We start from the raw sequence: 22752 nt of genomic DNA, 5'->3' as shown, positions 1-22752 counted from the left end.
ATAGTGTCCCATTCCCCAGGTAGTGCACACGCCGGATCGCCGAGCGAACCGCTGCGAATGACGGTGGGTTGACCGCCCGGGGGGTGATCATGGTGCAAGTCGTGGCCGGGGACAACCCCGGCGAGGCGGGAGCGAGGGGAGGCGCGACGTGCAGGACGGCTTTGGCGGACAGCCGGTCCACGGGCCTTCCCAACCGGCCCCAGGGTCCGGCGCAGCACCCGGCCCGGGGTTCGGCGCAGTCCCAGGCGGTGGCGGTGCGGGTGACGGCCTGGGCGTCCGGGAGGACGGCGGTGACGCGCTGCGGCCCTGGCTGCCCGCGGACCTGCTGGACAACGCGGCCCGGACGATCTCCGAGAACAAGGCGATCATGCTGGGCCTGCCGGTCCTGGCCGGCATCGCGCTGGCCGCCGTCCAGGCGGGTCTGACCCAGCTCACCGTGCCCGGCGGCATCAGCGGCTTCCTGGACCAGAGCGACCCGTTCGAGCAGGCCGGCGCCGCCCTGATCCTCATGTACGCCGTCCAGCTGGTCCTCTTCGCCGTGGTGTCGAGCACCCTGGCCGGCATCATCGCGCTGGCGGCGGTCCGCAGCCAGCTGGGTCGCCGGCTGGGGCCACGTGAGCTGCTTCGCCTCGTCCGCCCCGCACTGCTGCCGCTGGCCGCCGTCGGGCTGCTGCAGTCCCTGTCGTTCGTCGTCCTGCTGGCCGGCTGGGGTCTGGCGGTCTTCGGGGCCGGCGCCGGAGCGGACGCGGCGATCAACTCCGACGTCGCCGGGGCTGTCGCCCTCCTGCTGATGCTGCTCGGCGGCCTGCTCGTGGTCATCTTCGGCATCCGCCTGGTCCTGGCCGGCACAGTGGTGCTGCTAGAGGGCAAGCACGCACCGGACGTCGGCCTCTACATCCCTGCCCGGGTCGGCGCCTGGGGTGCGCTGAAGCGCTCCTGGCAGCTGGTCAAGGGTAAGTTCTGGCGGGTCTTCGGCATCCTGCTGTTCGGCGGTGTGGTGGTGAACATCGTCAGCTACGCGCTGCAGTTCGGCATCACCACGCTGGTCGTGACCATCGGCAGCTGGGCCGACGGCAGTGACGGCGAGGCCGCGCTGATCGTCGGCATCGCGGTTGCGGTCGCGGCCGGGGTCGCCACGGTGCTCACGTTGATCGCCAGTCTGGCGTTCATGTCGGCCGTGCAGGCGCTGATCTACCTGGACCTGCGGGTTCGGCGTGAAGGGCTCGACCTGTGGATGCGGCCCTCGCTCCGGCCGACCGTGCCGGGACCGACGGGATGGGCGGACCGGTGATCCCGTTCGAGCCTCCCGTGGACACCACCCGGGACGAGGCGGCCGCCGAAGCGACCCGCGAGCTGTCGAAGCCGGCGTACGGTCAGGCCGGTGACTCCCTGGTCTCCAAGGCGGTGCAGAAGGTCCTGGAGTGGATTGCCGACCTGCTCGACGGTCTGGTCAGTCCGAGCACCGACGGCAAGACCGGTCTGGTGCTCCTGCTCGGCCTGATCGCCCTGATCGCCGTCGTGGTGCTCTGGCGGGCCGGCGTCCTGCGGACCTCCGGGTCCAGTGCGAACCAGGCGGTCTTCGACAGCGAACGGCCACGCAGCGCCGCGCAGTACCGGGCCCAGGCCGAGCAGGAGGCGGCCGGCGGGGACTTCACGGCCGCGGTGCGGAGCCGCTTCCGCGCCTGCGTCGCCGAGCTGACCGAGCGGACCGTGCTGGACGAGCGCGCCGGCCGGACGGCGTACGAGGCGGTCGCGGACGCGGGCCGTGCGGTGCCGGCCCTGCGGGACCCGCTCCGGCCGGCCGCTGACGTGTTCACCGAGGTTGCTTACGGCAACCGCCCAGGAACGCCGGAGCGCTACGCCGCGGTGGTCGCCGCCGACGACGCGGCCCGCCGGGTCTCCACCCGGGCGCTGGTCCAGGGATGAGCACCAGCACTGCCACCGGGCGCAGCCTCGGCGAGGGCTGGCGTGCGTTGCGGGTCCCACTGCTGGTCACCGGGGCGCTCGTGCTCGGTGTGATCGCGTTGATGATCGCGACCGCGGCCAGGACCTCCGGCCCGTTCAGCCCCGACTCGACCGAGGGCAGCGGCGCCAAGGCGCTGGCGACGCTGCTGGAGAACCACAACGTCAAGGTGACCGGTACGGAGGAGCTGGACGACGCGGTGGAGAGCGGGCAAGGCCGGGCTCTCCTGGTCGGCCCCTCCGGCAACCTCAGGAGCACCGACTGGAACAGGATCGCCTCGGCCGGCTGGGACCACGTCATCCTGATCCGGCCGGACCGTGACGCCCTGGACGCGCTCGCTCCAGGCGTCGAGAACGCCCGCGAGTCGCTGCCCAAGGGAAGCCGGGCGCCGGACTGCGATCTGCCCGCGGCCGTCAAGGCCGGCACGGTGACCGTCAGAGGCACCTCGTACTCCGCGCCGCCGTCCGCGCAGGCCTGCTACGGCGACGGCGCCAACCACACCGTCGTACGGCTGGAGCGAAGCGACCGGATCGTCGACGTGATCGGCAGCGTGCAGTCCTTCACCAACGCCGAGCTCGCGCAGGACGGCAACGCGGCGCTGGCGCTGAACCTGCTCGGCACCCACCCTGAGCTGGTCTGGTACCTGCCGCAGTACGAGTCCTCCACGTTCGACGACTCCGACGACGAGGGCGGCGAGCCGCTGATCCCGCCGGGGGTCCGGTACGTCGCCTGGGCGCTGGCCTTCGCGGTGCTCATGGTGGCGCTGTGGCGCGGCCGCAGGCTGGGTCCGGTCGTCCCGGAGCCCCTGCCGGTGATCGTGCACGCTGCGGAGACCACCGAGGGCCGGGCCCGGCTCTACCGGCGCTCACGGGCGCGGGACCGCGCGGCGGCCGCCCTGCGGGAGTCCGCTCTGGGCAAGCTGCACAAGGCGTACGGCATCCCGCGCCGGGCCGAGCCGACCGCCGTGGTGACCGCGCTGGCGGCCCGGACCGGTCTGGACCCGGCCATGCTGTACGAACTGCTCTACGGCGGTCCACCGGTCGACGACGCCGCGCTGCTGTCCCTGTCCGACGCTCTGCAAGTTCTTACCCAGGAGGTAGAACACCCGTGACAACCACGACCGCTGAGGTGACCCCGGAGCGGGCCCGGCAAGCGCTGGTCGAGCTGCGGACCGAGATCGGCAAGGCCGTGGTCGGCCAGGACACCGCGGTGACCGCGCTGGTGCTCGCGCTGCTCTGCCGCGGTCACGTGCTGCTCGAAGGGGTCCCGGGCACGGCGAAGACGCTGATGGTGCGGGCGCTGTCGATGGCGATGCGGCTGGACACCAAGCGGGTCCAGTTCACCCCGGACCTGATGCCGGGTGACGTCACCGGCTCGCTCGTGTACGACGCGAAGACCAGCGAGTTCGAGTTCCGGCCCGGGCCGGTGTTCACCAACATCCTGCTCGCCGACGAGATCAACCGGACGCCGCCGAAGACCCAGGCCGCGCTGCTGGAGGCGATGGAGGAGCGGCAGGTCACCGTCGACGGCGAGCCGCGCAAGCTGCCGTCGCCGTTCGTGGTCGCGGCCACCCAGAACCCGATCGAGTACGAGGGCACCTACCCGTTGCCGGAGGCCCAGCTGGACCGGTTCCTGCTCAAGGTCACGCTGGACATGCCGCCGCGCGACGCCGAGATCGCCGTCCTGGCCCGGCACGCGCAGGGCTTCGACCCCCGCGACCTGACCGCCGCCGGACTGCGCCCGGTCGCCGGTCCCGAGGACCTGCTGGCCGGACAGGCCGCCGTACGCCGGGTCGCCGTGCGCGAGGACATCCTGGCGTACGTGGTGGACCTGTGCCGGGCGACCAGGCAGTCGCCGTCACTGCAGCTCGGGGTGTCCCCGCGGGGCGCCACCGCGCTGCTGGCGGTCGCCCGGGCCTGGGCCTGGCTCTCCGGCCGCGACTACGTCATCCCGGACGACGTGAAGGCGATGGCACGTCCCTGCCTGCGGCACCGGGTGCAGATCCGCCCGGAGGCCGAGCTGGAAGGGGTCACCGCGGACGCCGTGCTGGAGAGCGTGCTCGCCACGGTGCCGGTACCGCGCTGATGGTCGTCACGGGCCGGGCCGGCGTCCTGGCCGGCTTGGGAGTCGTCTTCGTCGCGCTGCTGATGCCGAGCTGGTCCGGCATCGGCGTGGTCGTCGGCGTCGTGCTGCTGGTGTGCGTGGTCGACATCCTGCTGGCGGGCTCTCCCCGGCGGCTGCAGCTCAGCCGGGACGGGGACACCGCCGTCCGGCTCGGGCAGCAGGCCGTGGTCTCGCTGCTGATCGCCAACCCCGGTCGGCGGGTCAAGGGCCTGCTGCGGGATGCGTGGCCGCCGTCGGCCGGCGTACAGGACCCGCCGCACAAGCTGGACCTGCCTGCTGGGGAGCGGCGTCGGCTGATGACGCACTTGGTGCCGACGAGGCGCGGTGACCGCAAGGCGTACCGGGTGACTGTCCGGTCGATCGGTCCGCTGGGCTTCGCTGGGCGGCAGGGGTCGCACCACGTGCCGTGGACCGTGCGAGCCCTGCCGCCGTTCAACAGCAGGAAGCACTTGCCCTCCCGGCTCGCCCGGTTGCGCGAGCTCGACGGGCGGACCGCGCTGCTCGTCCGGGGTCAGGGCACCGAGTTCGACTCGTTGCGGGACTACGTGCCGGGTGACGACGTGCGCAGCATCGACTGGCGCGCCACCGCCCGCCGCGGCAACGTCGTCCTGCGGACCTGGCGTCCGGAGCGGGACCGGCAGGTCGCCATCGTGATCGACTCCGGCAGGATGTCCGCCGGCCGCGTCGGCGACGCCCCACGCCTCGACCACGCGATGGACGCCGCCCTGCTGCTCGCCGCCCTCGCCACCCGCGCCGGAGACCGCGTCTCCTTGCTCGCCTGCGACTCCGCCGTCCGCGCCGACGTACGCCGGCCCGCGCCGGAGGACGTGCTGCCCTCGTTCGTGAACGCCCTGGCGACGGTCGACGCCGAGCTGGTCCAGACCGACTTCCGCGTCGTCGTGTCCCAGGTCCTGGAACGCCTCGGCCAGCGCTCGCTGGTCGTCCTGCTCACCGGCCTGGAACCGGCCGTCATCGAGGAGTCCCTGCTGCCGGTCATCGGCCCGCTGCTGCGCCGCCACGTCGTCGTGCTCGCCTCGGTCGCCGATCCCCGCCTGGACGAGCTGGAGTCCAGCCGCGCCGACCTGATCGAGGTCTACGCCGCCGCCTCCGCCGCCCGCTCCCGCCTCGACCGCGAACGCGTCACCGCCGTTCTCACCCGCGCCGGCGTCACCGTCGTCGACGAGAACCCCGAGCACATCGCCCCCGCCCTCGCCGACACCTACCTCGCCCTGAAGAAGGCCGGCCGGCTCTAGCGAGGGTCTGCTGCATCGGTAGGAGAAGGTGGGCGCTCAACCGCCGCCAGGAATTCATGCATCGAGGAAGACGGGTTGTCGTTCGGAAACTGAGTACCGTTCCGTCGATGACGAGTCACCAGCGCCGCTGCTCGCCGCGAGGCATCCTGCCGAAGGGCCATGTATCGCGCTCCGTCGAGGCGCTTGCCGGATCGACCGTCCAGTTGGCGACTCAGGGCCTCAGCACTCTTGTTGTCGAGAAAGGCGGCCTGGTCGCGATGGTGCAGAACCAGCCACAACTCGAAGCATGGATTGGACACAGCGACCCGAATACCCTTGTCGGCGGCCAGCTTCAGTGCCCGGTGGAGATGCGGATGATTCTGCGGCCACTCGACGTCGAAAACGCACCAGCATTCGTCGATCTCTGGATCGTTCAGCTTCTCGGCGGCTGCCCGCACCAAGGTCAGCGGTACTCCACAGGTGGGATCGATGACCACATTGAGCGCCGTGTTCGCTCGGACCTCCGGAAGGCGCTTCAATGCGTTGATGTAGTCGGGCTCCGAGGCTTCGCCTTCACAGAAGACGACGACAGTGCGACGTTCCGGTCGATTCGCCGTTGTGCGCTTGAGGTCCTTGGCAGTGGTACGTCGGGGAGTCACCGGGTCAACCGATCAGGCCGAGCACGCGCAACAGTTCGGTGCGGTCGGTGTCGGGCAACGCGCCGAATCGACCATGCAAATAGGCCTTCTCCAGATTGACCGACGCGCGGACGCGCTCACCGGCGAACTCTGCCAAAGCGCCCAACCGCGTGGCGCCGCTGTCCGACTTCTCGGTGAGCCACACTTCGTCGCGGTTCAAATGGTTCAGCAGGCTGGTGTCGTGCGTAGTGAAGATCAGCTGGGCGTCCCGGGGATTCGTCGCGGGATCCTGGAACAAGCTGATGAGCTGCCCGGACAGCGTGGGATGCAAACTGGCGTCCAACTCGTCGAACAACAGGACGCTGCCCTGACGGAGAGCGAAGAGCACAGGACCGATGAGCCGGAACCAGGTTCGAGTACCTTCTGATTCCGCAGAGAAGTCCAGTGCGACCGGGCCCTGTGACGTGTTGTGCATCAGTTGCAGCCGCTCTCTGCGCCGCCGGCCGGTAAGGTTGCCCTTCGGTATTGCCTCCGGATCATCCACTACCATCACGTCCGCTATACCCAGATCGGCCAACCGCAGCATTGCCAACGCCTGTGACCGATCTTCGGCCCTCGACGGGTCGAGGTCGTCGAGCGTGAACAGCGAGGCTTGCTCGGGTTCGGGCTCGTTGAACAGATCGGCAGTGGAGTGCCTGTCGTTCGCCGGCGGGCGACGACCGTGGTGACTCAACCCGAGAGACTGGATGTTGGACAGCTCACGGGTGAACGCATCCACCAATGGATCGCCGAACAACCAGGCCCCGGACAACGCGAGTGAACGCTCGCTGAGGAGCTTCCTCATCCCCGAGAGGTGTCCGAGTCCTCGCTGGAGCTTCAGCTCGTTCCCTTCGCGCTCCAGGATGCGCTTGCGCTTCTTCTCCGGATAGTGGAAGAGGGCTTCATAGCCGACCGCTTGCCGGTCCAACTCGAGCACATACTCGAAGCGCACACCGCCGACGGCCAGCTCGAGTGTGAACGTCGATGACTGTTGAGGGCCATTCGCGAAGGCAAATGGCTCGAGGGGGATGCCGTCGCTCCAGGTCTGCAACGACGTGCCAACGGCATCGCGCAGCCAGGTCAAGCCGGCGATGATGTTCGACTTCCCGGACGCATTGGGACCGTAGATCGCGGCGACATGCAGCAGACTGGCGCCAAGGTTAGGCATGTCCCGAGCCGTGGGGCGCTCGGTGTCCACAGCCACCAACGACAGTTCGACCGGCTCCAGTATGGAGCGGAAGTTCGCAAATTCGGCCCGGATCAGCATGCACGTCCTTACGTCGCAGACCGTCATCATAGCGTCAATTTCGTCGATACATGACAGAAATGATGACCTGGCCGCAGGTGCGCAGCTAGCATGATGACGCGCGACTCACACCAGACCGAGCGGCTTGTGCGGTTCGGCGGGGATGACGAGCCGCAAGGGGTCGCCCGGGCGGACCGTGCCGCCGGTGGTGACGACGGACATGACGCCGACGCGGCGGACGACGGTGCCGCCGGGGGCCTTGTGCAGGACCTGTTTGAGCAGGCCGGTGCGGAACTTGTCGATCTGGCGGCACGGGTTGCGCAGGCCGGTGAGGGTAAGGACCGCGGTGTCGCCGAGGTGCAGGGTGGTGCCGGTGGGCAGCGCGAACAGGTCGACGCCGGTGGTCGTGATGTTCTCGCCGAGGTCACCCGGCTGTACGGCGTACCCGGCGCCGGCCAGTTCCTCGAACAGCTCGGACTGGATCAGGTGGACCTGGCGCAGGTTCGGCGCGGACGCGTCCTTGCGGACCAGGTGGAGATGCTGGACGGTGGCGCCGGAGTGGGCGTCGCCCTCCACCCCGACACCCTCGATCAGGCGTACTTCGGGCACCGCGGGCTTGCTGAAGCGGTGCTTGGTGTCCAGGTGGACCGAGTTGACTCTCACCGCCCCAGCTTAAGGAGAAGGCAAGCGGCCTGGTGATCGTCGACCGCCGGCAGGACCGCCAGCGGCGTGGTGGAGCACTCGGCCATCACCAGCTGACAGCGCGGGTGGAAGCGGCAGCCGCTCGGGATGCGGGTCGGGTCCGGCGGCTCACCGGTGAGCACGATCTTCTGCTGGGACTCCGGCAGGACCGAGAGCAGCGCCTGCGTGTACGGATGCTGCGGGTCCTGCAGGACCTGCTCGGTCGGGCCGGACTCGACGATGCGGCCGAGGTACATCACGGCGACCCGGTCGGCGATGTTCCAGGCCAACCCGAGGTCGTGGGTGACGACCAGCGCCGACAGGCCGAGTTCGTCCCGGAGCCGGAGCAGCAGGGCGAGGATCTCGCCGCGGACGGAGGCATCAAGGGAGGCCACCGGTTCGTCGGCGATCAGCACGTCGGGCTTCAGGGCGAGCGCACCGGCGATGACCACCCGCTGCCGCTGCCCACCGGACAGCTCGTGTGGGTAGCGCAGGAAGAAGCGTTCGGGCGGACGCAAGCCGGCCCGCGACAACGCCTCCGCGACCACCTCCTCCTCGTTCGGCAGGCCGTGGATCCGTGGGCCTTCGGCAACCGCTTCGTAGACGGTCTGCCGGGGGTTGAGGGAGCCGGTCGGGTCCTGCAGGACCAGTTGCACCTTGCGCCGGTAGGCCTTCAGGTCCCGCGGCCGGTAGCTCAGCGGCGCCCCGGCGTACCGGACCTCGCCGCCGGCCGGGCGTTCCAGTCCGAGCAGGGTCCGGGCCAGCGTCGTCTTGCCGCAGCCGGACTCGCCGACCAGCGCCACGATCTCGCCCGCTCCGACGGTCAGGTTCACCCCGTCGACGGCCCGGGCCCGCCGTCCGCGCGACGCGAACTCGACCGACAAGTCAGTTGCCTGTAGCACTCAGTCCTCCCCCACCAGAACACACGCCGCCGTACGCCGGTCGCCGGCCGGGCGCAGGTCGATCTGCACGGTCGAGCAGGTCTCCAGCGCGACCGGGCACCGCGGGTGGAACACGCAGCCCGACGGCAGCTGCGCCGGATCGGGCGGATCCCCACCGAGCCCCTTCGGCGCCAGCCGTGAGGCGGGGTCGCCGATCGTCGGGAAGGCCGCCGACAACGCCCGGCTGTACGGGTGCGCGAACGCACCACCGGACGGACCGGTCTCGACCACCCGGCCGGCGTACATCACCGCCAGCCGGTCGCACAGGTCGGCCAGCACGGACAGGTCGTGCGAGATCATCAGCAACGCGATGTCCTCGGCCGCGACCAGTTCGCGGATCAGCGTCAGCACCTGCGCCTGGACCATCACGTCGAGCGCGGTGGTCGGCTCGTCGGCGATGATCAGCCGCGGCTCGCAGGCCAGCGCCATCGCGATCATCACCCGTTGCCGCTGGCCACCACTGAGCTCGTGCGGATAGCTCCTCGACCGCCAGGCCGGCAGCCCGACCTGTTCGAGCAGCTCCGCCACCCGGCGACGGGCCTTCTCCGGACCGGCGAGCTTGTGCACCAGCAACGGCTCGGCGATCTGGTCACCGATCCGCTGGACCGGGTTCAGTCCGTGCTGTGCGCCCTGGAAGACGATCGACGCCTCGGCCCAGCGCACCGCCCGCAACCGTCCCCAGGTCATCGTCAGTACGTCGTCGCCGTCGAGCAGGATCCGCCCGCTGGTCCGCGCGTCGCGGGGCAGCAGCCGCAGCAGCGCCAGCGCCAGCGACGACTTGCCGGACCCCGACTCTCCGACGATGCCGAGCGCCTCACCGGCGTCCAGCGTGAGCGAGACACCTCGGACGGCGGGCACTTCCCCGTCGGCGATCCGGTAGGTGACGGACAGGTCGTCGACCTCGAGCAGACTCATCGGGCTCCTCGCAGTCTCGGGTTCAGCACGGTCTCCAGCGCCCGGCCGCAGAGCGTGAACGCCATCACGACGATCACGATGCACAACCCGGGCACCAGGATGTACCACCAGGCACCGGACGTCGCCGCGCCCCAGTCGTACGAGCCGCGCAGCATCGTGCCCCAGGACGTCTTGTTCGCGCTGACGCCGAGAAAGGCCAGCGTGGACTCGGTCACGATCGCGCTGGCCACCTCCAGCGTCGTACTTGCCAGCAGCAACGGTGCGACGTTCGGCAGCACGTGCCGGGTGGTGATGTGCCAGTGCCCGCCGCCGAGCGCGGTGGACCGTTCGATGTACGGCCGGGCCTCGACCGCCAGCGTCTGGGCCCGGATCAGCCGCGCCGTCGACGGCCACGAGGTGACGCCGATCGCGACGATGATGGTCGCCGTGCTGCCGCCCAGGATCGCGGCGAGCACCAAGGCTGTGACCAGCGACGGCAGAACCAGGAACCAGTCGGTGATCCGCAGCACGACCGCTCCGATCCAGCCGCGGAAGTGGCCGGCCACGATGCCGAGCACGGTGCCGATCACCATGCTCAGCAAGGCCGCGAGGAACCCGATCAGCAGCGACGTCCGGGATCCCCACCAGATCATCAGCAGCACCGACCGGCCCGACTCGTCGGTCCCCAGCGGCGCGTCCCAGCTCGGTGGTGCGAGCTTCTCACCCGTGCCGCGCACGACGTTCGTCACGCCCTCGTCGATGAACAGCGGCGCGACGATCGCCAGCAGCACGGCGACAACGAGAATCGCCAGCCCGGTCACGCCCGCGCGCTGGGTCCGGAACTGCGCCCAGAACCGTCGCAGGCTGCGCTTGCGTCGTGTCCAGGTGACGCTCATGCGGACCTCACCCTCGGGTCGAGCAGGTGGTACACCACGTCGGCCAGCGTGTTCATCAGGATCACCGACACCGTGATCAGCAGGAACGTGCCCTGCATGAGAGTGAAGTCCGGCACCCGGATCGCCTCGTAGAACAGCTGTCCCAGCCCCGGCCAGCTGAAGATCGCCTCGACCGTCACCGCGCCGCCGACGACGAACCCGATCCGCATGAACACCAGCGTCACGGTCGGCAGCAGCGCGTTCGGTACGGCGTGCTTGCGGCGGACGTCGTCGTCGCGCAGGCCCTTGGCCCGGGCCGTGGTCACGTAGTCCTGCCCGACCTCGTCGAGCACCGAGGACCGCATCACCAGCAGGTACTGCGCGTAAACGACCGCCACCATCGTCAGGCACGGCAGCACCATGTGCTTGGCGATGTCCAGCACGTACCCGAACCCGTCCGGCGCGTCGACGCTCTCGATCCCGCGGGTCGGGAAGATGCCCGGAATCGGGCCGACCCCGGCCGCGAACACCATCAGCAGCAGCAGGCCGAGCCAGAAGGTCGGCACCGACCACAGCACCAGCGAGATCGCGGTCGAGAACTTGTCGAACCTGCTGCCGGGCTTCCAGCCGGCCCGGGCGCCCTGCCAGATGCCGAGGCTGACCGCCATCACCAGCGCGGTGCCGGTGAGCAGCAGGGTCGAGCCGATGCGTTCGCCGATCAGGTCCAGCACCGGCCGCTTGTACTCGTACGACGTACCGAGGTCGAATCGCAGCGTCTGCCCGACGAACTGCAGGAACTGCTCCGGCAACGACTTGTCCAGGCCCAGCCGGTGCCGCTCCAGGTCCAGCTGCTCCGGGGTCATGTTCCGGCCCTGCGCCAGCGCGCGGACCGGGTCCCCCGGCAGCAGCCGGAACAGGAAGAACGTCGCGACGATCACCATCGCGATGCTGAGCAGCGCTCCCCCGGCCTTGCCGAGGGCGTAGCGCAGCATCCCGTGCCGGGCCGGCCGCTCGTCGATCGCCTGCGCCGCCGGTTGCGCGACCGTCATCGGTCGCGCTCCACGGCGGTACGGTGGACTGTCCGGTCGGTCATTCGCGCTCGTCCGCGACGCCGCCGCGGCGACGGGCGACGAAGAACCCGGCGGCGGCGAGCACGAGGACACCGGCGGCGATGCCGATGATCAGCCCGGTGTTCGACCCGCTGTCGGTCTCGGCGTCGGCGGTGACCGCCTCGACCGTGTAGAACGGCCAGTAGCTGCTGCCGCCGTACAGCATGCCCCTGTCCTCGGGGATCGGCGTGATGCCGGCGATCCTGTCCTTGCGGTAGCCCTCCAGGTTGTTCGGGTAGTACAGCGCGATCACCGGGGCGTCGGTGTAGAGCCGCTCCTGCATCTGCTTGATGATCGCCGCGCGCTTGGTTCGGTCGAGCTCCTTCTGCTGCTCCTGGTAGAGCTTCTCGAACTGCGGGTCGCAGTAGAACGACTCGGTCCCGCCACCCTCACCGGACGCCGTCGGGCGCCGGCTGCACAGGTGCGTGGCGAGCACCTCCTCCGGGTCCGGGTTGACCGACCAGCCGCTGATCGCGAGGTCGAACAACGCCGTCGTACCGGTCTCCTCGGTGAATTTGCTGGAGTCGAGCCGCTTGGTGGTCAGCGTGATGCCGAGATCCTTGAACCAGCCGGTCAGGTACTCGGCCAGCTTGTCCTCGATCGGGGTGTCGGTGTGGATGCTGAACCGGAACTGCAGCTTGCGCGACCCGTCCGGCATCGTGCGGATGCCGTCGGCCCCCTTCTGGTAGCCGGCGTCGTCGAGGATCTTGTTCGCCCGCGCCGCGTCGAACGAGACCTTGGCACCGCCCTCGGCCTGCCAGAAGAAGTCCTTGTACATCGGCGGCACGATCGACCCGTCGGCCGGCTTGGCCAGGCCGCTCTGTACCTCGTCGACCAGCTTCTGCTTGTCGATCGCGAGGTGCAGCGCCTGCCGGACCCGCGGATCCTTCAGCGCCGGGTGCCCGTCACCGATCGGCTTGTTGTCGCTGGTGGTGGCACCGTGGTTGACCTGCAGGTACGTCGCCCGCCGTCCCTCGGTGTTCCACTGCACGATGTTGTCGTCGCCCTTCAGCGCCTCGAAGTCCGGCGGCGCGAGCCGGCCGATCAGGTCGATGTCGCCCTTCTTCAGCCCGACCACCGCGGCCGCGGGGTTGTCGTAGAAGATCACCTGCAGCTCGTCGATCTTCGGCGCACCCCGCCAGTACTCCGGGTTCGCCTTGAGCTTCACGTACTGGTCCTTCTTGTGCTCAGTCGCGATGTACGGCCCGCTGGTCACCGCCGGGTAGCTGTCCGCCTCGTACTTCGCGATGTCGCCGACCTTCTCCCAGACGTGCTTGGGCATGATCGGCACCGGGTTGTCCAGCATCGAGGCCTGCGGCGTCTTGAGCTTGATCGTCAGGTCCTGGCCGTTCGCAGTGACGCTCGCGAAGTTCTCCACCGCCGGGCCGTTGGCGGTCTTCGCGCCGTCGTCGGTCATCATCTTCGTGAACGTCCAGGCCGCGTCCTGCGCCGTCACCGGCTGCCCGTCGGACCACTTCGCCGACCGGATCTTGAAGGTCCAGGTCAGCCCGTCCGGCGACGTCGTCCACGACTCGGCCAGGTCCGGGCTCGGCTGCAGCGTCTTCGCGTCCGGCACGGTCAGGAACCCGTACATCCACCGATGGATCGACGACGACACCAGCCGCACCGCAAGGAACGGATTCATCGAGTCCATCGCCTGCGTCGCGCCGACCCGGATCACCTTCGCCCCACCCGGTTCGGCCGCCTCCGCCGGCGCCGTCCCCACCGCCAGCAGCACCACCGCCGCCAGCCCCGCGAACCACTTCCTCATCACGCCACGCACCTTCCGCCCTGTGCCGTTTAGAGAGAAAGCCACACCAGAACCGTAGGCAGTGTCAACGATTTACGGAGGTTTGTTTCTGATCCGTGTTGGTGAGGGGTCAACTAGTTGCGGGGTTTTGGGGAGGTGGTTGGGGCGCACTGGTGGTCGGGATGCTGGGGTGTTGCCCGCCTGGACCGTGGTGGTCGGGCGGAGGTGGTTGGGGAGTCCCCCTCTGGTGGTTCGTGGTGCGGGTTTGTTGCAGCCCGCCCGCCCTGGGGGTGGTTGGCTCGGCGTGGTTGGCTCTGGTGGAGGAGGTGGTTGTGGAGTCCCCCACTGGTGGTTCGTGCTGCGGCTTCGTTGCCGCCCGCCACCCTGGGGGTGGTTGGCTCGGCGTTGAGCGGTGCTGGTGGTTGGTGCTGCTGGCGAAGGTGCTTGTGGAGTCCCCAGTGGAGATCCGTGGTCCTGCCAGTCGCACCCCACCCGCCGGCGTGGCGGCTGGTGCTTGCGCGCGTCGGGGATGGTGAGGCGTTGGCTGTACGCGATTGACACGTGGGGCCGTAGGTAGTGGCGACTCATGCGAATCACCAGCACCGCGCAGCGCCGACGCCCCGGCACCACCTGCTCCGCAATAGGCGACGCCCCGACCACCTGACGCGAACTTCACGCCACCGGCACGTGCGTTGAGCAGCGCCACCAATCACCCGAGGGGGACTCCCCAACCACCCCCACCAGCGACACCAACCACCAGCACCGCTCAGCGCGCCCAACCACCTCAGGGCGGGCTGCAACAAACCCGCACCACGAACCACCCGAGGGGGACTCCCCAACCACCCCCACCCCGTCAAACCCCGTTCAGTGCTTGGCGTTGCGCGACCACACGAAGCAGTACACACCGAAGCACGCGATACCGACCGCCATCAGCGTCAGCAGGACCGCGCCGAACGGCTGGTCCTTGATCGTGCGCAGGGCGGTGTCGAGTCCGCCGGCCTTCTGCGGGTCGTAGTCCAGCGCGGCCCACGCGAACAGCACGCCGACGATCACGAAGGCGATGCCCTTGGCGGCGTACCCGACCCGGCCGAGCAGGATGGTCGAGTGGGAGACCCCGCCGGTCAGGTCCTCGGTGAACTTCACCTTCCAGGACTTGTAGAGCTGCCGGACGCCGACCGCGATGATCACCAGTCCGATCAGTACGACGAGCGCTCGGCCCGCGCCGCTCTCCATCAGCCGGGCCGTCATCGACTCCTGCTTGCCGGCGCTCGATCCGCCCGACCCCATCGCGACCCGGATGGCGCTGATCCCGAGCGCGAGGTACACCACCGCCCGGCCGCCCGCGGAGAGCTTCTTCTTCGTGTCGAGGTTGCCGTAGACCAGGTCGAGGACCTTCCAGATCACCAGGGCGAACAGGCCCAGCGCGACCACCCAGAGCAGGAATCCGCCCAGCGGCTTGTCCGCGAGCTCCTGCAGCGCGCCCGACTGGGACGCCTCCTCGGACGAATTGCCCCAGGCCAGCTGGAGGGCGATCCAGGCGACCAGAAGGTAGACGACGCCGTACGCGATCAACCCGACGGTGATCGCCACGTCGTACACGCGGCTGTTCTGGGCCTGCTGGGCGGTCTTCATCATGCTCCTCACGACCCGGCTGACGTTCCGTGTCCCGGATCTCGTACCCAGTTCGCAAACGGTACGACGGGGCGGCCCGGCCGGTTCGGGCCGGCCCGGATCAGGCCGAGACCGGTGCGCTCGCCTCGCGGTCGGCGACCTCGACGTCGCCGTACTCGCCGGCCCGGACGGCGCGCCGGCCGAGGGTCCAGACGTAGCCGAAGAAGGCCAGCTCGGCGACGATCCCGATGCCCACCCGGACCGCGGTCGGCAGCGGCGACGGGGTGACGAAGGCCTCGATCAGTCCGGTGGTCAGCAGGATCACGGCCAGGCCGATCGCCATCCCGACAGTGGCGCGGCCGGTCTGGGCGAGCGCCTGCATCCGGGTCCGCGGCCCGGGCACGATCCACGACCAGCCGAGCCGCAGCCCGGCGGCGCCGGCGACGAACACGGCAGTCAGCTCGAGCAGGCCGTGCGGGGTGATCAGGCCGAAGAAGACGTCGCTCTTGCCGTGGCCGATCATCACGCCGGCGGCGACGCCGAGGCTCTCCGCGTTGTTCCACAGGACCAGCACGGCCGGGATCAGCAGGACGCCGAGCGCGAGCACCGCGGCCGCGATGGTGGCGTTGTTGATCCAGACCCGCAACGCGAAGTCCTGCGCCGGATTCTCCGAGTAGTAGGCGGCGAAGTCCCGGTCGACCAGCTGCTGGATCGCCTGCGGCGGCGCGACCGAGTCGAGCACCTCCGGGTTCGCGATGATCCGCCAAGCGACCCACGCCGCGACCAGGTAGAACAGCAGGCCGATCGTCAGCCACCACCGCCGGCTGACGTAGAGCGCGGCCGGGAAACTCACCAGGAAGTACCGCGAGATGTCGCGCCAGACGGGAGCCTGTACGCCCGTGACGGCGCCGCGGGCGTCCGCGATGAGCCCCGAGAGCCGACCGACCGTCACCGGATCGGCACCACCCGCACGCAGCGCGGACAGGTGCGTCCCGACCCGTTGGTAGAGCTGCACCAGCTCGTCGGCCTCGGCCCCGGTCAACCGACGCTGCCGGCGGGTCAGCAGGGCCAGCCGGTCCCACTGCGGCTGATGGACCGACACGTACGCCTCGACGTCCATCCCCCCGCCTTTCTGCCGGCCCGGCCCCGTTGCCTGCGGGAACGAGTCTCCCCCATTCCGGGGTCGGGTGCGTAGTACCGCCCCTCGCATAGGCGACACTGGCACCCTCGGGAAGACACGGAGGGGGCGCGGGTGAGTCAGCTCGTCACGGGGGAAGCGGTTGTCCTCCAGGTGCGGATCGCCCGGATGCCGACCCGGGCGCTGGCGTGCGCGATCGACTTCGCGCTGCAGGTGATCGTGCTGATCATCCTGTTCGCGACGCTGTTCGGCTTCCTGATCGGCGGGGCCAGCGAGGCGCTCGGGGCCGCGCTCACCTTCGTCATCCTGCTGCTGGTGCTGGTCGGCTACCGGGTGGTGATGGAGACGCTGACCCGCGGGCGGACCATCGGCAAGCTGATGCTCGGGCTGCGGGTGGTGCGCGACGACGGCAGCTCGATCCGGTTCCGGCACGCGCTGGTGCGGGCGCTGCTGTGGGTGTTCGTCGACTTCGCGCCGTGGTTCGCGGCCGGGCCGGGCATCGTGGCGAGCCTGATGAACAAGCAGGGCAAGCGGATCGGCGACATGGTCGCGGGCACGGTGGTGATCCGCGAGCGGCACCAGCCGATGGCGTCGCCGCCGCTGTTCGTGCCCGGGCACCTGGTCCAGTGGGCGCAGTCGCTGGAGCTGTCCCGGCTGACCGACGACCTGGCGAACACGTCGCGGGAGTATCTGGCGCGCTACAAGGAGCTGGAGCCGCAGGCGCGGGTGGCGCTCGGCGACGCCCTCGCCTTCAAGGTCGGCGGTCTGACCGCCCCGGCTCCTCCGGTGCCGGTCTCCTCCCCTGCCTTCCTCTCCGCCGTCCTCGCCGAACGCCGCCGCCGGGAGCTCTCCCGCCTGGCCGCGAACCGGCCCACCGGCCACACGGGCCCGTTCGCGCCGGCCAATCCGTACGCGCAGCCCCAGTCCTTCGGCGCTCCGTCCTTCCCGACGCAGTCCCCGTACGGCGCAGCACCTGCCGGGCCGCCGTATGCCGCTCCACAAGGCGTCCCGTACGGCGGACAGCCGCAGTACGGCGCGGCCCCCACCGGTCCCGGACTGCAGTACGGCGTACCGCCGGCTGGGCCGGGCAGCCACATACCGCCGGGCGCACCGCAGCGGCCCTACGGCGCCGGACCGGGCGCACCGCAGCCGCCCTACGGCGCCGGACCGGGCGCACCGCAGTACGGCACACCGCCGGGTGGATCGGCCGGCACGCAATCGCCGTACCGGCCGGCGCCGGGCGGGCTGCAGGACGTCCCGCCGAGTGGAGCGCCGCAGGCGCCGGCTGCCGGCGAGCGGCCGCAGGATTCCCGGGTCAACGCCGAAGGGTGGCACGCCCCCGGGGGTGACGAGGCGGAGCGCTGGTCCTAGTCTTGCGACCATGTCGCAGGTAGGGATTGACTGGCAAGGCTGGCTGCAGCGTTGGGACGACCAGCAGGCGGGCTATCTGCCCGACCGCGAGCAGCAGTTCGCGCTGATGCTGGAGATCGTCGAGCGGCTCGTCGGCGCACCGGCGCGCTTCGTCGACCTCGCCTGCGGACCCGGCTCGATCTCGGCCCGAGCCCTGACGCGCTTCCCGGCGACGGAGATCGTCGGCGTCGACCTCGACCCGTTCCTGCTCGAGATCGCTCGTCAGGCCGTCGCCCCCGCAGCAGCCGGAGCGGCCCGGGTGCGGTTTGCGGAGGCGGATGTGCGGGCGCCGGGCTGGGACGCAGTACTGGGCGACGGGCCCGTCGATGCCGTCTGCTCCGCGACCGCCTTGCACTGGCTGGATCCGAGCGACTTGAGCTCGCTGGCGCAGACGTTGGCTCAGCGGATCCGGCCCGGCGGGGTCTTCCTGAACGCCGACACGATGCGCCTCGGGCCGGTCGAGGTCCCCCGGCTGGACGCTCTGGCGGTCGCCCTGCGGGACGAGATCTGGTCGACCTCGCACGCGAACGGCGTGGAGGACTGGGAGACCTGGTGGAACGCCGCCGCGGCCGAGCCGGCCTTCGCAGAACTGCTCGCCGAGCGCGAACGGCGCTTCGCCGACCGGTACCGCGGGCGCGAGATCACCCTGACCGACACCGTCGAATCGTTCCAAGGCCGGCTTCACCGAGGTCGCCGTGCTCGGCCAGGTCGCGGACAAGCACCTGTTCGCCGCCCTTCGCTGACCGGACGCCGAGAACCACCCGCCGCGCGGGCGAACGGGTCATGGGAAGCGGCCTTCTCCTCACCGGGCGCGGACCAGCGAAGTTCAGCGCCGGGCGGTGAGCTTCGCGTAGTACGCCCGGGCGTCCTGCGTTCGCCCGGCACCGAGGACGCGGAGGGCTTCGGCCAGATCGGGGTGGTGGGCCGCCAGCAGCCGGGCCGCGTCCTCCAGCTCCGAGGCCGAGGCCAGGTCGCGCAGCAACGACTGGATGATCGCGACCGGGTCCGCCGCAGCCGCCGGCTCCGCACCGGGATGCTTGGCCTGGTCGACCGTCAGTGTCGTCTGCCTCGCCGCGCGCACGGCCTCGATCCGGCGCTCCTGCTCGGTCCGCGAGAGCGCGTCCCACCCCGGCTCCCCTACCATCGCCTCCAACTGCAACAGCCTCGACAGGACGGCGGGATTGCTGATCTTGGCACGTTGGCCGGACATCAGCTGGGACAGCATCGGCGCCGACAGGCCGAGCACCCCGGCCAGCTGCGCCTGGGACTGGCCGAGCCGGTCGAGCAGCCGCCGGAAGCGGTCACCCAGCGGTTCGCCGTACCACTGTCGCTGCAGGTCGAGGTTGCGTGCGTGCGCGTCGGTCACGACACCTCCGAATTACTGTTTGCAAATTGCGAATGCAAACGCTAGGTTGGACGTGTTGTCGCCCTCATCGTCTGGAGAAGCTCATGATACGACGGACAGCCGTCGCCGCGGCCGTGACCGCACTGCTCGCCGGATTAACATTCGTGAACGCGTCCACCGCGGCCGCCGCCGGTGAGCTCTCGCCGGTGATGGTGGTGCTCGACTCGTCCGGTTCGATGACGGCCCGGGACGCGGGCGGCAGCGGCACCCGGATGGACGCCGCCAAGCGCGCCGTCGGCTCGATGGTCGACGGTCTGCCGGCCGGCGCGCAGGTCGGCTTGGCGATCTACGGCGCCGGGACCGGGTCCAGCGGCGCCGAAAAGGTTGCCGGCTGCAAGGACGTTCGAGTCGTCCAGCCGGTCGGCCCGGTCAACAAGCCGGCCCTCAAGCGGGCGGTCACCGCCACCAAGGCCAGCGGCTACACCCCGATCGGGCAGGCGCTGCGGACCGCCGCGGCGCAGCTGCCCAAGGAGGGGCAGCGGTCGATCGTGCTCGTCTCCGACGGTGAGGACACCTGCGCGCCGCCGCAGCCCTGCGAGGTGGCGAAGGAGCTGAGCAAGCAGGGCGTCGACCTGCACGTGCACACGATCGGCTTCCGGGTCGACGCGAAGGCCCGCGCGCAACTCGCCTGCATCGCGCAGAACACCGGCGGCACGTACCACGACGCCTCCGACGCCGACTCGCTGCTCGGTGTGCTGGGCCGGGTCACCGAGCGGGCACTGCGGCACTACGAGCCGACCGGCAAGCCGGTGACCGGTACGGCGGATCCGTTCGCGGCGCCGGCGCTGGCACCGGGGCAGTACCTCGACACGATCGACCCGGTCGAGGAGCGCCACTACGCGGCCGAGCTGAAGGCGGGCGACACGGCGTACTTCGCGGCGACCGCGGTCCTGCCGCGGGGCAATCCGCGCGGCATCGAGGTGCTCGACATCCGGATCACCGGACCGGACGGCGCCGACTGCTACCACCGGGAGCGCGAGCTGAACACCCGCGGCAGGGACGGCGGCTCGCTGACCACGGTACTGCGCTGGAACGGCACGGTCGCGGGATCGTCCAAGCCGAAGGGCTGCAGCGTGCCGGGCAAGTACGTCTTCCGGGTCACCCGCGACGCCGACGGCGGCGGCACCGACCGGGTCCCGATCGAGCTGCAGCTGCGGATCGAGCCGCCGGTGACGGGCAGCATGGGCGAGCCGGCCCAGACCAGCCTGGTCGGCTTCGCGCAGCAGCCGGCCGGTGGGGTCCGGGCGGTGCGGGGCGGTGGGTCGTTCAACGAGGCGACGACGCTGGCCGGGCCCGGGCGGTACGGCGAGACGATCTACTACGGCGAGGAGCTGTTCTACCGGGTCAAGCTCGACTGGGGACAGGGCCTGGCCTACCGGATCACGTTCGCCGGCCGGCCGGACGGCGCGACGACGAACATCCGGACCGCTCTGTTCAGCCCGGTCCGGGCCGAGATCAAGGTCGACACGACGGCGTACACGGGGTCGACGCAGACCCTGCCCACCAGCGGCAAGCCGATCGCGACGCCGCGGGCGGTCTACCTGAACCGGAACGCGGACAACTCCGACTTCCGCAAGGCCAGCGTCGACGGCTGGTACTACATCGTGGCGAAGCTCGGCGTGGCGAGCGGCGACGCACCGGCCGGCGGCGTACCGGTGACGATCGACGTCGCGGTCGCCGGCGACAAGGTCGCGGGACCGGAGTACGGCGCGGCCACGGGCGAGACGCCGGGGACGCCGACGCCGAGCGCGTCCGAGCCCACGCCGTCGGAGTCCACGCCGTCGGAGTCCACGCCGTCGGGCCCGGCCACCGAGGCGGGCGGTGAGGTCACGCCGCAGCCGGTGGCGGACGAGTCCTCGTCGACGCTGCCGTGGATCATCCTCGGGGCAGTGCTGGTGCTGGCGGCGGCGATCGTCGCCGCCGCGCTGATCCTGCGCCGCCGTAAGCCGCCCGCGCCGCCGACGTACCCGCAGGGTCCGCCGATGCAGGGCTGGTCTAACCGGCCCTGAGCCAGCGGTACGACGCCCCTTGCTGACGGCACTCGACCCGGGTGCCGTCGGCCGTCGTCTCCACGCTGCCCGCCTCCTGCCAGCCGCAGGTCGCGTTCAGCACCACGCTGGGGTTGGGGACACGGGTCACCGGGCCGGTGGGGATCGGCTCGGGGGCCGGCGAGGGCGTCTCGGAAGCCGATGTCCTGGGCGACTCGGACGCCGACGCACCTGGCTGGGACACCGACGTACCGGGCGACGGCGTACCGCCGCCGTCGTCGGGCCCGAGGGTCGACGCCACCACCGCGATCACCCCAGCAACCAGCACTCCCGCACCCACCATCACCAGCCGCCGTAGGTGACGGGTCGGCGCGTGCGCCACAACTGCCCCGCTCCGGCCGTCAGCACCCGTCGCCCGGGCAGGAGCCGACGCATTGGGGAAGCTGCCCGAAGAATCCTCGGCGCGCTCTGACGCCGGCACAAACTGGCCGAGGCGGGGTTCAGGGCCGTCTGAGCCAGTTCGCTCTCTCCGAGCCGCCGACGCACCTGCGGCGTCCTTCGCCGCCGGGGCGAGCTGGCCGGGACCCGGCTCGGAGCCGAGGGCAGCCCGCCCAGCCGAAGCGGCCGACGCAACCGACGACGGCTGACTGGCGTTGGCGGGCGACGAGCCAGCCGGCTCGGCGGACCTCCCCGGCGACGAAGCGCCCGAACTGCCGGAGGCGGCCGACGGCGGGCGGGTTGCACCGTCGGCGGCGTGCGCGCGGTTGGAGGGCCTCGGGGCGTCGGCGTACTGCGCGGGTGGAGGTGGGAGGTGGGTGAAGACCTCGATGGGTTCGCCGTCGGGGGTGTGGGAGGGGATGGGGAGAGGCGTCGCGAGGTGCGGGGTCAGCGCGGCGAGGGCTGCTTCGGCGGACGGGGTTCGGGTGGTGGGGTCGGGGTCGAGGAGGGCGGCGACCACCGGCCAGAGGGGGCTGGGCGCGGGCGGCAGGGGGGTGGCACCGGGAGGTGGGTCTTCGCCGGTGAGCAGTTGCCAGGCGGTGACTCCGGCGGCGTACAGGTCCTGGGCGGTGGACGGCGGCTCGCCGGCGAGGATTTCGGGAGCGATGTAGCCGGGGGTACCGACGACGGAGCCGTGCTGGGTGAGGCGTGGTTCGCCCACGGACAGCGCGATGCCGAAGTCGGTGAGCCGGAGGACGGGTGCGTCGGTGCCGGTGGCCTGGAGCAGGAGGTTGGCCGGTTTGACGTCACGGTGCACGAGGCCGGCGGCATGCACCTGCGCAAGACCCGCGAGCAGCTGCGCAAGGAGCTCCGCCGCGTAGCGATCCGGCAGACCCCCGAAGTCGGCCAGCAGATTGCTCACCGAACCGCCGTCGACCAGATCCATCGCCAGCAGCGCCTGATCGTCGTCCGCGGCCCAGCTGTACGGGCTCAGGACGTGCGGGTGGTCCAGCCGCAGCCCCTGCTCGCGGACGAACCGCAGCAGCGCGCCCGCGTGCCGCTGGCGCAGGACCTTGGCCGCGCACAACCGCTCGAGCCGCCGGTCCCAGGCGCGCCAGACCGTACCGGTCCCGCCGGATCCGATCGGGTCGATCAGCTCGAACCGTCCGGCGAACACATCCGGCACCAGCGGTCCTCCTCTCACCCGGTCCGCGGCTAGCTTGCCAGCCATCCCAGGTCCGGAGCCAGCGAGCCCGGCGGGTTCGCCATG

19 protein-coding genes and 1 pseudogene are annotated in these 22752 nt (G+C 70.7%); 8 read left to right on the top strand and 12 right to left on the bottom strand.

Annotated elements, in window-relative coordinates; all coding sequences use genetic code 11:
• Nucleotides 1-148: 148 nt before the first annotated feature.
• From KFLA_RS08005 to KFLA_RS07985, 5 genes are read left to right on the top strand one after another with little or no spacing between them, the layout of a single operon-like run.
• Nucleotides 149-1291, top strand: a complete 1143-nt coding sequence (locus KFLA_RS08005; protein WP_012919274.1) for a hypothetical protein — start codon at nucleotides 149-151, stop codon at nucleotides 1289-1291.
• Nucleotides 1276-1926 (top strand): DUF4129 domain-containing protein, encoded by a 651-nt coding sequence (locus KFLA_RS08000; protein WP_012919273.1) that lies wholly within the window; start codon nucleotides 1276-1278, stop codon nucleotides 1924-1926. The genes KFLA_RS08005 and KFLA_RS08000 overlap by 16 nt, the downstream gene beginning before the upstream one ends.
• Entirely contained in the window at nucleotides 1923-3074 is a 1152-nt protein-coding gene (locus tag KFLA_RS07995) for a DUF4350 domain-containing protein (RefSeq protein ID WP_012919272.1), read from the top strand. Before KFLA_RS08000 ends, KFLA_RS07995 begins: the two co-directional genes overlap by 4 nt.
• Nucleotides 3071-4048: an AAA family ATPase gene (locus tag KFLA_RS07990; protein WP_012919271.1), complete on the top strand. Its 978-nt coding sequence runs from the start codon at nucleotides 3071-3073 to the stop codon at nucleotides 4046-4048. The genes KFLA_RS07995 and KFLA_RS07990 overlap by 4 nt, the downstream gene beginning before the upstream one ends.
• The gene (locus KFLA_RS07985; protein ID WP_012919270.1) at nucleotides 4048-5340 is read left to right on the top strand and encodes a DUF58 domain-containing protein; all 1293 of its coding nucleotides are present in this window, start codon (nucleotides 4048-4050) and stop codon (nucleotides 5338-5340) included. Before KFLA_RS07990 ends, KFLA_RS07985 begins: the two co-directional genes overlap by 1 nt.
• On the opposite strand, the gene KFLA_RS36535 is transcribed toward KFLA_RS07985, so the two are convergent.
• From KFLA_RS36535 to KFLA_RS07940, 10 genes are all read right to left on the bottom strand, one after another.
• Nucleotides 5337-5978 (bottom strand): RloB family protein, encoded by a 642-nt coding sequence (locus KFLA_RS36535; protein WP_083792818.1) that lies wholly within the window; start codon nucleotides 5976-5978, stop codon nucleotides 5337-5339. The two genes, KFLA_RS07985 and KFLA_RS36535, sit on opposite strands and share 4 nt — an antisense overlap.
• Before the next feature lie 4 nt (nucleotides 5979-5982).
• Nucleotides 5983-7263, bottom strand: a complete 1281-nt coding sequence (locus KFLA_RS07980; protein ID WP_012919269.1) for an AAA family ATPase — start codon at nucleotides 7261-7263, stop codon at nucleotides 5983-5985.
• A 105-nt stretch (nucleotides 7264-7368) separates the two neighbouring features.
• Nucleotides 7369-7905, bottom strand: a complete 537-nt coding sequence (locus tag KFLA_RS07975) for an MOSC domain-containing protein (RefSeq protein WP_012919268.1) — start codon at nucleotides 7903-7905, stop codon at nucleotides 7369-7371.
• A complete protein-coding gene (locus tag KFLA_RS07970) occupies nucleotides 7902-8825 on the bottom strand; it encodes an ABC transporter ATP-binding protein (protein WP_012919267.1) in 924 nt (307 codons plus the stop codon). Before KFLA_RS07970 ends, KFLA_RS07975 begins: the two co-directional genes overlap by 4 nt.
• Nucleotides 8826-9779: an ABC transporter ATP-binding protein gene (locus KFLA_RS07965; RefSeq protein ID WP_012919266.1), complete on the bottom strand. Its 954-nt coding sequence runs from the start codon at nucleotides 9777-9779 to the stop codon at nucleotides 8826-8828.
• Complete coding sequence (locus KFLA_RS07960; RefSeq protein ID WP_012919265.1) at nucleotides 9776-10654, bottom strand: ABC transporter permease; 879 nt, start codon at nucleotides 10652-10654, stop codon at nucleotides 9776-9778. The genes KFLA_RS07965 and KFLA_RS07960 overlap by 4 nt, the downstream gene beginning before the upstream one ends.
• The gene (locus KFLA_RS07955) at nucleotides 10651-11682 is read right to left on the bottom strand and encodes an ABC transporter permease (RefSeq protein ID WP_012919264.1); all 1032 of its coding nucleotides are present in this window, start codon (nucleotides 11680-11682) and stop codon (nucleotides 10651-10653) included. Before KFLA_RS07955 ends, KFLA_RS07960 begins: the two co-directional genes overlap by 4 nt.
• 40 nt (nucleotides 11683-11722) lie before the next feature.
• Nucleotides 11723-13513 (bottom strand): ABC transporter substrate-binding protein, encoded by a 1791-nt coding sequence (locus tag KFLA_RS07950; RefSeq protein WP_012919263.1) that lies wholly within the window; start codon nucleotides 13511-13513, stop codon nucleotides 11723-11725.
• Nucleotides 13514-14356: 843 nt separating this feature from the next.
• On the bottom strand, nucleotides 14357-15124 hold the full coding sequence (locus KFLA_RS07945) for a DUF1206 domain-containing protein (protein WP_041289204.1): 768 nt from the start codon (nucleotides 15122-15124) through the stop codon (nucleotides 14357-14359).
• A 100-nt stretch (nucleotides 15125-15224) separates the two neighbouring features.
• The gene (locus tag KFLA_RS07940) at nucleotides 15225-16223 is read right to left on the bottom strand and encodes a stage II sporulation protein M (protein ID WP_012919261.1); all 999 of its coding nucleotides are present in this window, start codon (nucleotides 16221-16223) and stop codon (nucleotides 15225-15227) included.
• Nucleotides 16224-16355: 132 nt separating this feature from the next.
• Here KFLA_RS07940 and KFLA_RS07935 point away from each other — a divergent pair, with 132 nt between their 5' ends.
• On the top strand, nucleotides 16356-17612 hold the full coding sequence (locus KFLA_RS07935) for an RDD family protein (protein ID WP_012919260.1): 1257 nt from the start codon (nucleotides 16356-16358) through the stop codon (nucleotides 17610-17612).
• Nucleotides 17613-17622: 10 nt separating this feature from the next.
• Nucleotides 17623-18036: pseudogene (locus KFLA_RS39630) on the top strand (class I SAM-dependent methyltransferase); the annotation flags it as partial.
• A 441-nt stretch (nucleotides 18037-18477) separates the two neighbouring features.
• On the opposite strand, the gene KFLA_RS39625 reads toward KFLA_RS39630, so the two are convergent.
• Entirely contained in the window at nucleotides 18478-19017 is a 540-nt protein-coding gene (locus KFLA_RS39625) for a helix-turn-helix domain-containing protein (protein WP_012919259.1), read from the bottom strand.
• 83 nt (nucleotides 19018-19100) lie between these two features.
• On the opposite strand from KFLA_RS39625, the gene KFLA_RS07920 reads away from it, so the two are divergent.
• On the top strand, nucleotides 19101-21065 hold the full coding sequence (locus KFLA_RS07920) for a vWA domain-containing protein (RefSeq protein WP_012919258.1): 1965 nt from the start codon (nucleotides 19101-19103) through the stop codon (nucleotides 21063-21065).
• Here the strand turns inward: KFLA_RS07920 and KFLA_RS38230 are convergent.
• On the bottom strand, nucleotides 21052-22668 hold the full coding sequence (locus KFLA_RS38230; RefSeq protein ID WP_012919257.1) for a serine/threonine-protein kinase: 1617 nt from the start codon (nucleotides 22666-22668) through the stop codon (nucleotides 21052-21054). The two genes, KFLA_RS07920 and KFLA_RS38230, sit on opposite strands and share 14 nt — an antisense overlap.
• Nucleotides 22669-22752: the final 84 nt, after the last annotated feature.

Origin of the sequence: Kribbella flavida DSM 17836, assembly GCF_000024345.1 — a bacterium.
Taxonomy (GTDB): domain Bacteria; phylum Actinomycetota; class Actinomycetes; order Propionibacteriales; family Kribbellaceae; genus Kribbella; species Kribbella flavida.
This window is presented reverse-complemented; position numbering and strand designations above follow the sequence as displayed.